Here is a 13610-nt window from a genome sequence, read left to right as displayed (position 1 = left end):
TGTAGATCTAACGGTTAGGTAGACATCACGTCCACACTTTTAAGGGCAGTGCCAAGCAGCCTCGTGAATAGGTCCAGCTGCTCTTGACTGCCCATCACAACAAGCATCTGGCCCGGGGCCAGGCGAGTGTCGCTACCTGGATTTGCCAGCAACTCTGGCCGCTGTTGGGAGTATTGGGAGCCCCGGTACTGCCTCGGCACATCGTTGGCTGCAGGCTGGGGGGGCACGATCGCCAGCACTAGGGCACCAGAGCGCGAGCCGAGCTGGAGCTCCGCAAGGGATGCTCCATTGAGGCTGCCCAGGTCGGCTGGGTCGCTACTCAGCAGAAATTCCTCCACCTCGCAGCCAGAGCCAGCCAAAAGATCCATGAAGGTCACCGCCAGGGGGCGTAGGGCGGTGGCGGCCATGGTGCGCCCCCCACTGACGTAGGGGCTCACCACTTGATCGGCGCCGGCTAGGCGCAGCTTGCGTTCCGCTTCTTCACTATCGGAACGGGCTATGAGCCGGCAGTTGGGCGCCATACCCCGGGCGCTCAGCACCACGTAGAGGTTGGATGCGTTGTTGGGCAGGGCCGCCACCAGGGCACGGCAGCGGTGGATGCCGGCATCCAGCAGGGTCTCGTCGAGGGTGGCGTCGGCCATCAGCACGGCCAGCCCCCGCTCTTCTGCTGCCTCACGGCGCTCCGCGTCCATCTCCACCACCAGCAGGGGAACGTTTTCCCTGGCAAGTTGTTCGGCGATCTCGCGGCCGATGCGGCCATAGCCGCAAAGGATCACATGGTTATGCATGGTGGATAGCCAACTACGGAATCGGCGCTCGCGCAGGCGCCGGAAGTAACCGGATTCAGACAGGCCCAGTACCCCTTGGATACTGATCTGCACCACCACCAGGCCGCCCAGGATCAGCAGGGTGGTGACCACCCGCCCACCCGCGCTCAGGATCTGGGTGTGCCCGTCGCTAAATCCCAGGGTGCTGAGGGTGATCAGCACCATCCAGTAGGAATCCCCCCAGTCCCACCCCTCACTGAGGTGATAGCCGATGGCGCCGGCATTCACCAGCATGGCCAGCGACAGGGGAGCTCGCCAGGGTTTGCGTGCTCGCCGAGAGGGTGGTCGCCTGGGGACGATTGACCAGAAAGGCTTGGGCATGGGACCTGGACCCGGTGCTCCAGATCACGCAACCCAGATTATGGGCCGCAATTAGTTACGGCTTGTGGGCTGATCCCGAACATTTGTAGGGGTTGTCGACAGTTGGCCTGCCAGCTCCGTTAACCCTTAATGGTTCTTTCCGCAGGGGTCGCCTGGATGGGCGAGTCTTCGGTGATTGGTGACATGACAACTGGTTTGGCTGAGCAGCCGCCCCTACAGCTGCTTAAGGAGAGCGGTCAGCGGGAGGTGTTCTGCGGACTCACCTCGATTGTCTGGCTGCACCGGCGCATGCCGGATGCCTTTTTTCTAGTGGTGGGCTCCCGCACCTGCGCCCACCTGGTTCAGAGCGCCGCCGGCGTGATGATCTTTGCCGAGCCCCGCTTCGGCACTGCGATTTTGGGGGAGCGTGATCTGGCCGGCCTGGCCGATGCCAATGATGAGCTCGACCGGCTGGTGAAGGATCTGCTGGAGCGGCGCCCCGAAATCCGCACCTTGTTTCTGGTGGGCTCCTGCCCCAGCGAGGTGATCAAGCTGGATCTGGCTAAGGCTGCCGAGCGGCTCAATACCCAGCTAACCGGCCGGGTGATGGTGCTGAACTACAGCGGCAGCGGCATCGAAACCACCTTCACCCAGGGGGAGGACCAAGCCCTGCTGGCGATGGTTCCCCTGATGCCCAGCAGCGAGGTGGATCAGCTGTTGATCGTCGGCACCTTGGCCGATGCGGTGGAAGACCGGCTGGTGCAGCTTTTTGGTCGCCTGGGTATTCCGGTGGTCACGAGCCTGCCGCCGCGGCGCTCCACCGAGCTGCCCCCGATTGGTCCCGGCACCCGGGTGCTGCTGGCCCAGCCCTTCCTCTCGGCTACGGCAAGGGCCCTGGTGAGCCGCGGCGGCCAGCTGCTTACGGCTCCTTATCCGTTTGGTGTGGAGGGCAGTCGGGCGTGGATGGCGGCGGGCGCCGCTGCCTTCGGGGTGGCCCCGGCCCTGGTGGCCGAGGTGCTCGATCCGCTGGTGGAGCGGGGCCAGCGTGCCATCGCTCCCCACCGGGAGTTGCTGGCCGGTAAGCGGCTTTTTCTGCTGCCCGATTCCCAGCTGGAGCTCTCCTTGGCGAGGTTCCTGCAGCGCGAGTGCGGCATGGAGCTGGTGGAGGTGGGCACGCCCTACCTCGATCGCCAGCTGCTCGATGCGGAGCTGGCCCTGTTGCCACCTGGCACCCGTATTACCGAGGGGCAAGACGTGGAACGCCAGCTGGAGCGGGTCCGCGCCGAGCGGCCAGATCTTGTGGTGTGTGGCCTCGGCCTGGCCAATCCCCTGGAGGCCGAGGGCATCGCCACCAAGTGGTCGATTGAGCTGGTATTCAGCCCCATCCACGGTTGCGACCAGGCCGGCGATCTAGCCGAATTGTTTGCCCGCTCCCTGCGCCGCCGCGCCGCACTCTCCTTTTCCTGACCACCCGTCTCACTAATCAGTCATGGAACTCACCCTCTGGACCTACGAAGGCCCCCCTCACGTGGGTGCCATGCGCATAGCCGCCTCGATGGAGGGGGTGCACTACGTGCTGCACGCCCCCCAGGGCGACACCTATGCCGATCTGCTGTTCACGATGATTGAACGGCGGGACAGGCGCCCGCCCGTTACCTACACCACCTTCCAGGCCCGCGACCTGGGTGGCGACACCGCCGAGCTGGTGAAGAGTTCGATCGCTGCAGCCGTGGAGCGCTTCCAGCCCGAGGCGCTGCTGGTGGGCGAGAGCTGCACGGCCGAACTTATCCAGGACCAACCTGGCTCCCTGGCGGCGACCATGGACCTGGGCGGCATCCCGGTGGTGAGCCTGGAACTGCCGGCCTACTCCAAGAAGGAGAACTGGGGTGGCGCTGAAACTCTCTATCAACTGGTGCGAGGACTGCTCAAGGCCCAGGTGCCACCGCCCGGCGAGCCCAAGCCCGACCCGACTCGCTGGCGTGCCGAGGGCCGGCGGCCGCGGGTGAATCTGCTGGGACCAAGCCTGCTGGGTTTCCGCTGCCGCGACGATGTGCGCGAGATCAGCCAGTTGCTGGCTGGCTATGGCATTGATGTGGCGGTGGTGGCGCCCTTGGGGGCCCGTCCGGCCGACCTCATGCGGATCCCCACGGCTGACGCCAATGTGAGCCTTTATCCCGAGCTGGCGGGCCCGGTATGCAGCTGGCTGGAGCGCAGCTTCGGCATGCAGACGGTGAAGACAGTGCCGATCGGTATCGGCGCTACGGCCGCCTTTTTGCGGGAGCTCCACGGGGTGCTGGGTTTGGAGCTGCCCGCTGAGCTTGAAACCGCAGCCGATGGCACCTGCGCCGCTGAACGGCGCTCGCGGCTGCCTTGGTATTCGCGCTCGGTGGATTCCACCTACCTCACCGGTAAGCGGGTTTTCATTTTTGGCGATGCCACCCACGCCATCGCTGCAGCCCGCATCGCCAGTCGCGAGCTGGGCTTCAAGGTGGTCGGCCTGGGGAGCTACAGCCGCGAGCAGGCAAGGGAGGTGCGGGCGGCCGCCCAGGAGCTGGGGCTGGAGGCGTTGATCTCAGACGACTACCTGGCCGTGGAGGCGGCGATGGCGGAGGCGGCTCCGGAGCTGGTGCTGGGCACCCAGATGGAGCGCCACAGCGCCAAGCGCCTCGGCATCCCCTGTGCCGTGATCAGCTCACCGCTGCACGTTCAGGATGTGCCAGCGCGCACCTCGCCCCAAATGGGCTGGGAGGGGGCAAACGTGATCTTCGACAGCTGGGTGCATCCGCTGATGATGGGTCTGGAGGAGCACCTGATCGGCATGTTCCGCCACGATTTTGAATTCGTGGATGGACACCTCAGCCACCTAGAGGGTGCCAGTGCCCCCGCCAAGCACCCCACTGCTACGGCCACAGCCACTGCTACTGCCACTGCGCCAGCCAGCATTCCCGGCGATGGGGTGATCGTTTGGAGCCCGGATGGTGAAGCTGAGCTGGCCAAGATCCCCTTCTTTGTGCGGGGCAAGGTGCGTAAAAACACGGAGGCCTACGCCCGCGAGCAGGGCCTAGCTCTGATCGACAGCGAAGCCCTTTATGAGGCCAAGGCCCATTTCGCTCCATGATGGGCTGGATGGCAATAGCAGGCCCGCGTTGCGGGGGTGACCCTGACGCTCCTTCACTGATTCCAAAAGCCCAGGGCTAAGTCTTACGGTTCTTAATTATTTAGCTAAGAGTTTCAGTTCCGATCTTTCCTGTTTCCCCAACTTCAATGACCACAACACTTAATCCTCCAGCCACTTCCAAGCCCGATGGCGAGGGTAGCGTGCAGGTACACCTTGATCCCACCATGGCTATCGAGGAGGGTGCCTTGGTGCTGGCGGTTTATGGCAAAGGTGGGATCGGTAAATCCACTACCTCTTCCAACCTTTCGGCGGCCTTCTCGAAGCTGGGCAAGCGGGTGCTGCAGATCGGTTGCGATCCCAAACACGACAGCACTTTCACCCTCACCAAGAGGATGGTGCCCACCGTGATCGATATTCTCGAAACGGTTGACTTTCATACTGAAGAATTGCGGCCCGAAGACTTTGTGTTTGAGGGTTACAACGGCGTGATGTGTGTGGAGTCTGGTGGTCCGCCGGCGGGTACTGGATGCGGTGGCTATGTCACAGGCCAGACGGTGAAATTGCTCAAGGAGCACCACCTGCTCGAAGAAACCGATGTGGTGATCTTTGATGTGTTGGGAGATGTGGTGTGTGGTGGCTTTGCCGCACCGCTTCAGCACGCCCACTACTGCCTGATCGTTACAGCCAATGATTTCGATTCGATCTTCGCGATGAACCGAATCATGCAGGCCATCAATGCCAAGGCCAAGAATTACAAGGTGCGTCTCGGTGGTGTGATCGCCAACCGCTCTGAGGAGACCGACGAAATCGACAAGTTCAATGCCCGTACGGGTTTGCGCACCATGGCCCATTTCAAGACCGTGGACGCGATTCGTAAATCCCGCCTCAAGAAGTGCACCATCTTCGAGATGGAAAGCACACCGGAAGTGGATGCGGTGCAGCAGGAGTATCTGAACCTGGCCCAGCGGATGCTCGACGACGTCGAGCCCTTGGAGGCCGAATCCCTCAAGGATCGGGAGATTTTCGACCTGCTCGGCTTCGATTGATGGATGGGGGATCTACCCCACGCCAGCAGAGCTACGGCCAGCTGCTGATCGTCTGTCTGCTGTTGCTGGTTACTTTCACCCTGCCCCAGCAGTGGAATCGGCTCGCCTCGCTGGGCTACCTGCTGCTGGCCCTGGTGATGATCCGGGGCCTGGGCAATCCCACCGGCAGTTTGCAGTTCGGCACCCTGCCACGACGCTTGTTCAAGGGGCTAGGGGTGGCGGCGATTGCCGTTGGTCTGCTCTGGTATCTCACCCCGCTCGATCTGCGCAGCACCGGCATCCCAGTGATTGCCCTCTGGGCCCTGTTCAGTGGTTGGAGTGCCATTCGCCTGATCAGGGGCCTGGCCCAGGAGCGGCGCGTCTCGGATGTGGTGTTGCGGGGGGCGCTGGCGGGCTACCTGATGTTGGGGCTGGCGGCCGGCTTGCTCTGTTGTGCCCTGGAGACCATCGATCCGGCCAGCTTCAGCAACGTGAACCTCTCGGCGCAGGATCTGGGCCAGAGCAGCCCAGTGTGGGGCCTCAATTTTGTGCGACTCAACTATTTCGCCTTTGTGAGTCTCACCACCATGGGCTATGGCGATGTGACCCCCCAGACCCCCCAGGCCCAGATGGTGAGCGTGGCGATCGCCACCGCAGGCACCTTCTACGTGGCTGCGGTGATGGGGGTGTTGATCAGCCGCCTAACTGTGCAGGAAAGCCAGCAGCCTTAGGGTTGCCCCGCTCCCAGCCCTTGATGATGCGATACATCACGGGAACAACAAACAGGCCCAGGAAGGTAGATACCAGCAACCCAAAGAACACCACCGTGCCGATGCTCACCCTGCCGCCTGAGCCGAAGCCATTGGCGAAGAGTAGGGGTATGCCTCCTGCAAGGGCGGCGAGGGCGGTGAGCAGGATTGGCCGCAGGCGGGCGATAGCCGCTCCGCGGATCGCCGTGTCTAGATCCAGGCCTTCGGCCATGCGCTGGTTGGCGAATTCCACGATAAGGATGGCGTTCTTGGCCGTAAGGCTCACCAGCATCAGCAGGCCCATCTGGCCGTACACGTCCAGCGGCAGGCCCCGCAGCAACAGGCCGCCGACCGCTCCCAACATGGCCAGAGGCACGGTCACCAGAATGATGAAGGGGTCGGCGAAGTTTTCGTAGAGGGCTGCTAGCACCAGCACCATCACCAGGATTGCCAAGGCAAACACCCGTATGTTGCCGCCACCGGCGCGCGACTCTTCCCGCGCCAGGCCGGCCCATTCCAATTCGGTGCCGCCGCCGAGCTGCCGCTGCACTTCCATCAGGCTGGCCATGGCTTGGCCACTGCTCACGCCAGGGCGGGGCAGGGCCCGGATGCTGATCGAACGCACCAGTCGGGTGTGGTTGATTGAGGTTGGGCCAGTGTTTTGTTCGATCCGCACCAATTGGGCCAGGGGGATCAGCTGGCCATCGCGGGTTTTCACCTGCAGAGCGAGCACGTCATCGGCGCTGCGGCGCGAGGCGCCGTCAAGTTGCACGATTACCTTGCGCACCTGGTCGCTCTCAAAGCTGTCATTGACGTAGTCACTGCCGAAGCTGGCTCCGAGGGTGTCGACCACGGTGCTGAGATCCACCCCGAGCGAGGCCATCTGCAGCCGATCTGGCACCAGCTGCACCAGGGGTGCACCGGCGGTGAAGCGGGTTGAAACCCGTTCAAAGCGATTGGTGGCTTGGGCGGCGCGGATGAAGGACTGGGCTTGCTGCTCGAAGTCAGGCAGGCTGAGTTGACCGTTGCTGTTGTCCAGCAGTTCAAGCTCGAGCCCCCCTTCTGAACTGAAACCCCGCACGGAGGGTGCCTCGCTGAGCTGCACCACTGCACCGGTGATGCGGCGGCGCAACTTGCCCTTGAGTCGCTCTCCCACGGCCCGTGTAGCCGCCTCGGGGCTGCGGCGCTGCTCGATTGGCGCCAGGCGCAGGAAGAAGTTGCCCTTGTTGGGGCTGCTATCGCCAAAGGAGCGCCCCGCATAGAAATTGGCGCGGGTGATCAGGGGTTCTTCAGCCACCACCTGGCGCACCTGCTCCAGCACCCGTTGGGTCTGCTGCAGTCCCAGGCCATCGGCCAGGATCACCACCCCCCGCAGCTGACCGTTGTCTTCCTGGGGGATGAAGGCTTTGGGCAGGGCTTGCAGGGCGAATCCTGTGATCAGTAGGCCGCCCAGCAGTAGGGACACCACCAGCCGCCGCCGCTCCATAGTCCAGGCCAGCCAGCGTCCGTAGGGCACCTCCAGCCCCTCGAGCCAGCGCCGCGGTGGGTCGATCCAACGCAGCAACCAGGCCGGTTCGCGTTGCTGGGGGTTTAGTAGTCGGCTGCTGGCCACCGGCGTGAAGCTCAGGGCATTGAGGGTGGAGAAGGCAATGGCGCCGCTGATCGTGATTGCGATCGGGGCGTACAGCCGGCCCAAGCTGCCCCCCAGGCCAAGCACCGGGATGAACACCACCACCAGGGCTATAGAGGTGGAAACCACGGCCCCGCCGAGCTCGGCCATGGCTTCGCGGGCGGCCTGCAGGGGGGGCTTGCCGTCCTCTAGGCGGCGGCCAATGTCCTCGCTCACCACGATGGCGTCGTCCACCACCAGCCCAGAGGCCAGCACCAAGCCAAACAGGGTGAGGGTGTTGAGCGATTGGCCGGCAAGCTTCAGCAAGCTCAACGAGCCGATCAAGGCCACTGGCACCGCTGCAGCTGTGATCAGGGCCAGGCGGCTGTTGCCAAGGCCAAGAAGTAGCACCAAGAACACCAGCAACACCGCATCGCGCAGGCTGTCGAGGGTGCCCTGGATGCTGCCGCGCACAAAGTCGGCCTCATCAACAATCAGCTGCTGATCCACCCCCGGTGGAAATTGGGGTGCGAGCTCATCTAGGGCTGCATTCACCGCCCTACTCACGGTGATGGCGTTGCTGCCGTCGCGCTGGTAGATCACCACGGCTACCGCCGGCCTGCCCTGCAGGTTGGTGGCGATCGTGTCGTAGCTCTCGCTGCCCAGGCTCACCCGGCCCACATCCCGCAGCAGGGTGACGCCGCCATTAGCGCTGCGGGCCACCACCAGCTGTTCAAATTCCGCTGGACTACGCAGGCGCCCCTCCATGCGCAGCGGCAGGGTGAGCTCCTGGCCGCTGGGGCTGGGGGCTTCGCCCGTTTGGCCCAAGGCAGCCAGCACGTTTTGCTGCTGCAGGGCCGCACGCACATCGGTAATGGTGAGGCCTCGCTCCTCGAGTTGGGCCGGGTTGAGCCAGAGCCTGAAGGCCAGGCTGTTGCCACCTGAAAGGGTGACGTTGCCCACTCCAGGCACCCGCTGCAGCCTCTCTTTCACCACCTGATCGAGCCAACCGCTCAAAAAGGTTTCGCCATAGAGCTTGGGATCAGCACTGAAGCTCAGCACCATCAGCAGGTCGTCGGAGCTGCGCCGCACCTGCACCCCGAAGCGCGCCACCGGTGCTGGCAGCTGGCGGGTTATCACCGCCACTTCGTTCTGGGTGTTGATCTGGTTGAGCTCGGGGTCGCCGCCCTCGAATCCCAGGGTGATGGAGCTGCCGTTGGCGGAGCTGGTGGAGCGGATGCTGTCGAGCCGCTCGAGGCCGTTCAGCTGTTGTTCCAGCAGGGCTGTGACCCCCTGCTCCACAACCTCTGGGCCGGCGCCTGGGTAGGTGGCCCGCACCGTGACTCGGCCGGGAGCAATCGGTGGCAGGTTTTCCACCTGCAGCAGCGGTAAACACACCAGCCCTATCAACAGCACCAGCAGGCTCACCACCAGGGTGAGCACGGGCCGGCGCAGAAAGGGATCTGAGATCGATTTCATGGGAGCCTTTGCGTTGCGCTGCTCGGGCCGGGATGAATGATCAGCCGAGATCGCGCTTCAGCACAACGCAGAGATAGTCAGGCGCTTTATAGCGACTAGGCAGGCAGATATGAAGTTGCTCCAAACGGCTCCAGCAGACGGTGCGTTGAATGGCGGCTACGGTTTTTCCTTCCTTTAAGAGAAGCCTAAGGGCCTTGCAATAAAGCGAATAATTGGCTTCGAGTTCCCCGATGGTGAGTCCCTGACTGCTGCTCATCGCACGGGTGGGCGTCCAAGAGTTGCAAAGACGCACTTATTACCCTACGGCTTCAGGGGGCGCCGAGATCAGGTTGAGCCGCCGGCAGAGCCGCGGCAGGGTGAGGCCTTGGGCTAGCAGGTTGATCAGCACCACAACGAACACGATGCTTTGGGCGTTGCGGGCTAGAGCATCGACGGAGCCTGGGTCGACACCACGTAGGTGACTGATCTGATCGACCGCGTTGTAAGAGAGGGCCAAAGGCACTGCCCCCCTTAGGCCACACCAAGAAACCAGCACGCTGTCCTTCCAGCGGAAGGGGGAGAGGGGTTGAAACACCAAGACGCTTATTGGTCGCACCACCAGCATCAGCACCGCGGCGGTTATCAAGCCAACAGGCAGGGCGGGAAGCAGGCTGCTTGGATTCACAAGTAGACCAAATATTAAAAAGATACAAATCTCGGCCATTGTATTGAAAGGCAGCAGCACCTCCTGAATCGATTCATGGTTGATATCGGCTTGGCGGTAGATCATGTTGGTCATCATCACTCCAGTGATGTACACCGAAATCAATCCGGATCCGCCTAGAAAGTAGCTGCAGCCATAGTCTACAAAGGCAATAGACATGGCCACAATCAGTAGTTGGGATCTGTCGTGGGCCAGCTCATTGATCACGAATTTGGCCACATAGCCAAACAGTGCCCCTATGACTAGGCCGCCGCCTACCTGTTGCACGAAGTTGCGCAGGCCGTTGAGCATCACCACAACAGGTGCTGCTTGCTCGAGGCTGGCCCCGGAGCTGGAAGTGCTGAACAGGCCCACGATCAAGCCGAATAGCAGCAGGGCCGTTGGGTCATTGACCGAGGATTCGAATTCGAGCAGGTGCTTGAGCCGTTCTGGCACCAGGTGACGCACCGAACTCAGCACGTTGATGGTGGCTCCGGCATCGGTGGAGCCCAGGCAGGCGGCAATCAGCAGGGCAGCCCCCAGGGGCATGGCGTCGCTGAGTCCTGGCGCTAGTTGGTTTCCACCAGCGGAAGAAAGCAGCCAGATCAGGGCGGCCAGCAGACCCGTGGCAATCGCCACCCCCCCTACCGCCAGGGCCAGGCCATATTCCAAAAAGCCTCGAATGGTTTTGACATCCGTTTTCAGCCCCGCATAAAAAAGCAGCAGGGCTAGCGCGAATACATGCAGGCTTTCGGCCTGTTCATGGGTGACGTTGAGGCTTTGGATGTTGATCGCTAGGCCCAGCAGCAGCACCCCGAGAATCGCCGGGATCCCGATCTGGACCGAGAACCGGCTGATCGCCAACGTGCCTAAAAACAGCAGGCCGATGAACAGCAGCTGGCCCTCCAAGGGCACCCCATTAAGACCTGGTGCCTGAGCAAAGAGGGGTGCCTGAGCAAAGAGGGGTGCGATCACGACCGGACTGAGTCGTCGTGATTCGATCCGAGGCTCGCGGCCTGGGCTTCGCTGAGGCGGCCGGCCCGCTGCAGTACAGCGGTGATCTGGGCGATGTCCAGCACGGAATGGCAGCTGTAGCCCGCCGCCGCCAGCCGCTCCCGGGCGCGGCGATCATGGTCGCCGCCATGGTCGATGAACACCACAACGTCTTGCACCGTCAGGCCCGAGCTCTCCAGCTTGCCGATGCCCTCCAGGACGCTGCCGCCTGTGATCAAGATGTCGTCTACCACCACCACCCGGTCGCCCTCCTCAAAGTCGCCCTCGATCAGGCGCCGGGCGCCATGGGCCTTCACCTCCTTGCGGGGATAGATCAGCGGCTTGTGCAGTTGCAGTGAAAGACCAGTGGCGGTGGGCAGGGAGCCGTAGGGGATGCCGGCGATGCGGTCAAATTCGAGGCCCTGCAGCTTGCCGGCATAGGCGTGGAGCACTCGGTGGAACAGGTTTGGGTCGGAGATGATCTGGCGCAGATCGACGTAGTAGTTGAAGACCGCGCCCGAGGCTTGTACGTAATCGCCGAATAGCAGGCAGCCGATGTCGAACAGATCAACAATCAGGCTCTCGAGCGGGTCGGCGCTTGGTTGCTTCTCAGGTAGCCAGAGGGCGCAGGTATCCGGGTTGCCCTTGTGGTGATTTTCCAGCCACTGTTGCCGCTTGGCCGTGATCTGCTGTTTGAGCGCCTCGGCTCGACTGGCCATGTCGTCTTCTACCAGCAGGTTTTGAGGTAGGGGCAGCAGCAGCCCATCGGCGGCGGCCCCCAGGCCGGCTTGGAGCATGGCGTCGAGCTTTTCCTCTTCCCCCCAGAGGCTGCGCAGGATCAAGAAGCGCTCCGGCGCTTCGGCCCGCACCCGCGCCAGGATTTGCGGATCACTGGTTCCCACCTCCAGCAACAGCTGGTCGGGGGTGGCCCACAGCTGGGTCTCGCGCACAATCTGCAGGTATAGGGGTGTCTCCTCATTTGGGTAGTGCTGGATCTGGCGCGCCGCCTGGTTTGAGCTGTGGCAGGTCATCACCACGGCCTTGTCTGGATAGAGCAGGAAGGGGGCTGCGATGTCTTGGCCGGCAAGGGGGGAGAGGGTCACCGCATCGGCGCCCAGGTCCTTGAACAGGTAGTGGGCCAGGGCCGAGGAGGAGTTGAGATCGCCGTGTTTGGCGTCGATGATCAGGGGCAGATCGCGGGGTACCAGGTCGCGCACCTCCAGCAGCAGCTCCAGTCCCACCGGCCCAAGGGCCTGATAAAAACCAAGGCTGGGCTTGTAGGCGCACACATGGGGCGCTGTGGCCTCGATCACCGCCTTGATCCAGTGGCGGGCCTGGCTGAGGAAGGAGCGGCCCGCCAGGCCCCGCCGCGCTGCCCAGCTCTGCAGCATCTCCGGGTTGGGATCAAGCCCGGTCACCAGCAGCGACTGGCGGTCGGCGATGGCGTCGGTGAGTTTGACGAAGAAGCCCATCGCCCGCAGGCTGTTAGGGCTCGTTGTTAAGTCAGCCGTTGGCCTGTCCGCCGGCTGGTGACACAGCTCTTTGCAATCAGCCGCACCATCAACCCTTCCTCATCGGCGGCCACCCGCAGCCAGCGCAGCCCCGGCAACCAGGCCAGGGCCTGCTCCAGTTCGGTGGCGAGGGCGTCGTCGTGTTCGCCGATGCCGCCGCTGAGGGCGATGGCCTCCACTCCACCCAGGCTGGCTGCCATGGCCCCAATCCCTTGCAGTAGCCGGTGGCGGAACACCGCGATTGCCAGCTGGGCGCCGCGGTGCCCCTCGCCAGCCTGGAGGCGCAGCTCCCGCATGTCTCCGCTGAGCTCGGATAGCCCCAGCAGGCCGCTCTGGCGGTTGAGGGCCATATCCAGTTCGGAGACGCCCATTCCCTGGCGCATTAGGTGCAGCAGCAGCCCTGGATCCACGCTGCCGCTGCGGCTGGCCATCACCAGTCCCTCGAGCGGCGTGAAGCCCATCGTGGTGTCGACGCTGCGCGGCTGGCCCTGGGGATCGATTTCGATCGCGCAGAGGGAGCAGCCGGCGCCGAGCTGGCAGCTGATCAGGCGGCGGATGTCTGGATCTCGGGCCGCGACCGTTTCGCCCACGTGCTGGTGGTTGAGGCCGTGGAAGCCAAAGCGGCGCAGGCCCTGCTGGCGCCAGGGCGCCGGTATGGCGTAGGTGGAGGCGGCTTCGCTGAGGCTGGCGTGGAAGGCGGTGTCGAAGCAGGCCCACTGCTGGATGGCGCTGCCCTCCAGCTGGCCCTCCAGCTGGCCCTGCAGCCAGTTGATGGCCTCCAGCGCTGGACCGTTGTGCAGTGGGGCCAGGGGCACCAGGTTTGCTAGCTCCGCCAGCACCTGCGGGGTTAGCAGGGTGGGAGCGCTGAAGTGGGCACCACCGTGCACGATCCGGTGAATTACAAGCTGGGGTAGGGGCTCAAGGGCAGCGAGCAGGGGGGAGAGCCACTGCTCCAGAAGTTCAACCAGCGGCTGGCCGCCCGCATCGGCCTGGGGAAGACCCCAGCTGCGCTGCTCTTGCCAGAGCCGGCGGCCGCTCGTATCGCAGAGGGCCAGCTTGATGCTGGAGCTGCCCGTGTTCACCACCAGGGCGTGGGTCATGCGATCGGGTGCAGGCCGGTATCGGGCATAGCCTGGCAAGGCTGCGTTAGAGCCGCCATAGATGCCAGTCCCTGGCGCAAATAGCCGCTGGCGTCCATGACACCCCCATGACGCTCTCCGGCAGTTCCCTGTTCAACGCTGCCGGCGGTCTGGGACTGTTTTTGCTGGGTATGGGCCTGATGACCGAGGCCTTGCGCAGCTTGGCGGGCAACAGCCT

At 63.5% G+C, this 13610-nt stretch carries 10 protein-coding genes; 4 read left to right on the top strand and 6 right to left on the bottom strand.

The window, feature by feature from the left end; genetic code table 11:
- Positions 1 to 14: 14 nt before the first annotated feature.
- A complete protein-coding gene (locus KBY74_RS02360; RefSeq protein ID WP_254941338.1) occupies positions 15 to 1148 on the bottom strand; it encodes a TrkA family potassium uptake protein in 1134 nt (377 codons plus the stop codon).
- A 183-nt stretch (positions 1149 to 1331) separates the two neighbouring features.
- On the opposite strand from KBY74_RS02360, the gene KBY74_RS02355 reads away from it, so the two are divergent.
- The 4 genes from KBY74_RS02355 to KBY74_RS02340 all read left to right on the top strand — a co-directional run bounded on the left by KBY74_RS02355 (position 1332) and on the right by KBY74_RS02340 (position 6001).
- Positions 1332 to 2594 carry a ferredoxin:protochlorophyllide reductase (ATP-dependent) subunit N gene (locus KBY74_RS02355; RefSeq protein WP_254941376.1) on the top strand — a complete coding sequence of 421 codons (1263 nt, stop codon included), beginning with the start codon at positions 1332 to 1334 and terminating at the stop codon, positions 2592 to 2594.
- A 22-nt stretch (positions 2595 to 2616) separates the two neighbouring features.
- The gene (locus KBY74_RS02350; RefSeq protein WP_254941337.1) at positions 2617 to 4245 is read left to right on the top strand and encodes a ferredoxin:protochlorophyllide reductase (ATP-dependent) subunit B; all 1629 of its coding nucleotides are present in this window, start codon (positions 2617 to 2619) and stop codon (positions 4243 to 4245) included.
- 146 nt (positions 4246 to 4391) lie between these two features.
- Positions 4392 to 5291, top strand: coding sequence for a ferredoxin:protochlorophyllide reductase (ATP-dependent) iron-sulfur ATP-binding protein (gene bchL, locus KBY74_RS02345; protein WP_106501518.1), 900 nt, complete (start codon positions 4392 to 4394; stop codon positions 5289 to 5291).
- Positions 5291 to 6001: a potassium channel family protein gene (locus KBY74_RS02340; protein WP_254941336.1), complete on the top strand. Its 711-nt coding sequence runs from the start codon at positions 5291 to 5293 to the stop codon at positions 5999 to 6001. The genes bchL and KBY74_RS02340 overlap by 1 nt, the downstream gene beginning before the upstream one ends.
- Here KBY74_RS02340 and KBY74_RS02335 read toward each other — a convergent pair.
- From KBY74_RS02335 to KBY74_RS02315, 5 genes are read right to left on the bottom strand one after another with little or no spacing between them, the layout of a single operon-like run.
- On the bottom strand, positions 5964 to 9107 hold the full coding sequence (locus KBY74_RS02335) for an efflux RND transporter permease subunit (RefSeq protein ID WP_254941335.1): 3144 nt from the start codon (positions 9105 to 9107) through the stop codon (positions 5964 to 5966). The two genes, KBY74_RS02340 and KBY74_RS02335, sit on opposite strands and share 38 nt — an antisense overlap.
- Before the next feature lie 40 nt (positions 9108 to 9147).
- Positions 9148 to 9363, bottom strand: coding sequence for a DUF3136 domain-containing protein (locus KBY74_RS02330; RefSeq protein WP_094561403.1), 216 nt, complete (start codon positions 9361 to 9363; stop codon positions 9148 to 9150).
- 39 nt (positions 9364 to 9402) lie between these two features.
- A complete protein-coding gene (locus KBY74_RS02325) occupies positions 9403 to 10764 on the bottom strand; it encodes a cation:proton antiporter (RefSeq protein ID WP_254941334.1) in 1362 nt (453 codons plus the stop codon).
- On the bottom strand, positions 10761 to 12254 hold the full coding sequence (locus KBY74_RS02320; RefSeq protein ID WP_254941333.1) for a bifunctional orotidine-5'-phosphate decarboxylase/orotate phosphoribosyltransferase: 1494 nt from the start codon (positions 12252 to 12254) through the stop codon (positions 10761 to 10763). The genes KBY74_RS02325 and KBY74_RS02320 overlap by 4 nt, the downstream gene beginning before the upstream one ends.
- A gap of 26 nt (positions 12255 to 12280) precedes the next feature.
- On the bottom strand, positions 12281 to 13393 hold the full coding sequence (locus KBY74_RS02315; protein WP_254941332.1) for an acetate/propionate family kinase: 1113 nt from the start codon (positions 13391 to 13393) through the stop codon (positions 12281 to 12283).
- Positions 13394 to 13610: the final 217 nt, after the last annotated feature.

Source organism: Cyanobium sp. A1C-AMD, from assembly GCF_024346495.1.
GTDB lineage: Bacteria > Cyanobacteriota > Cyanobacteriia > PCC-6307 > Cyanobiaceae > Cyanobium_A > Cyanobium_A usitatum.
Note: the sequence above shows the minus strand (reverse complement) of the source record. Positions and strands in the feature narration are given on the sequence as shown.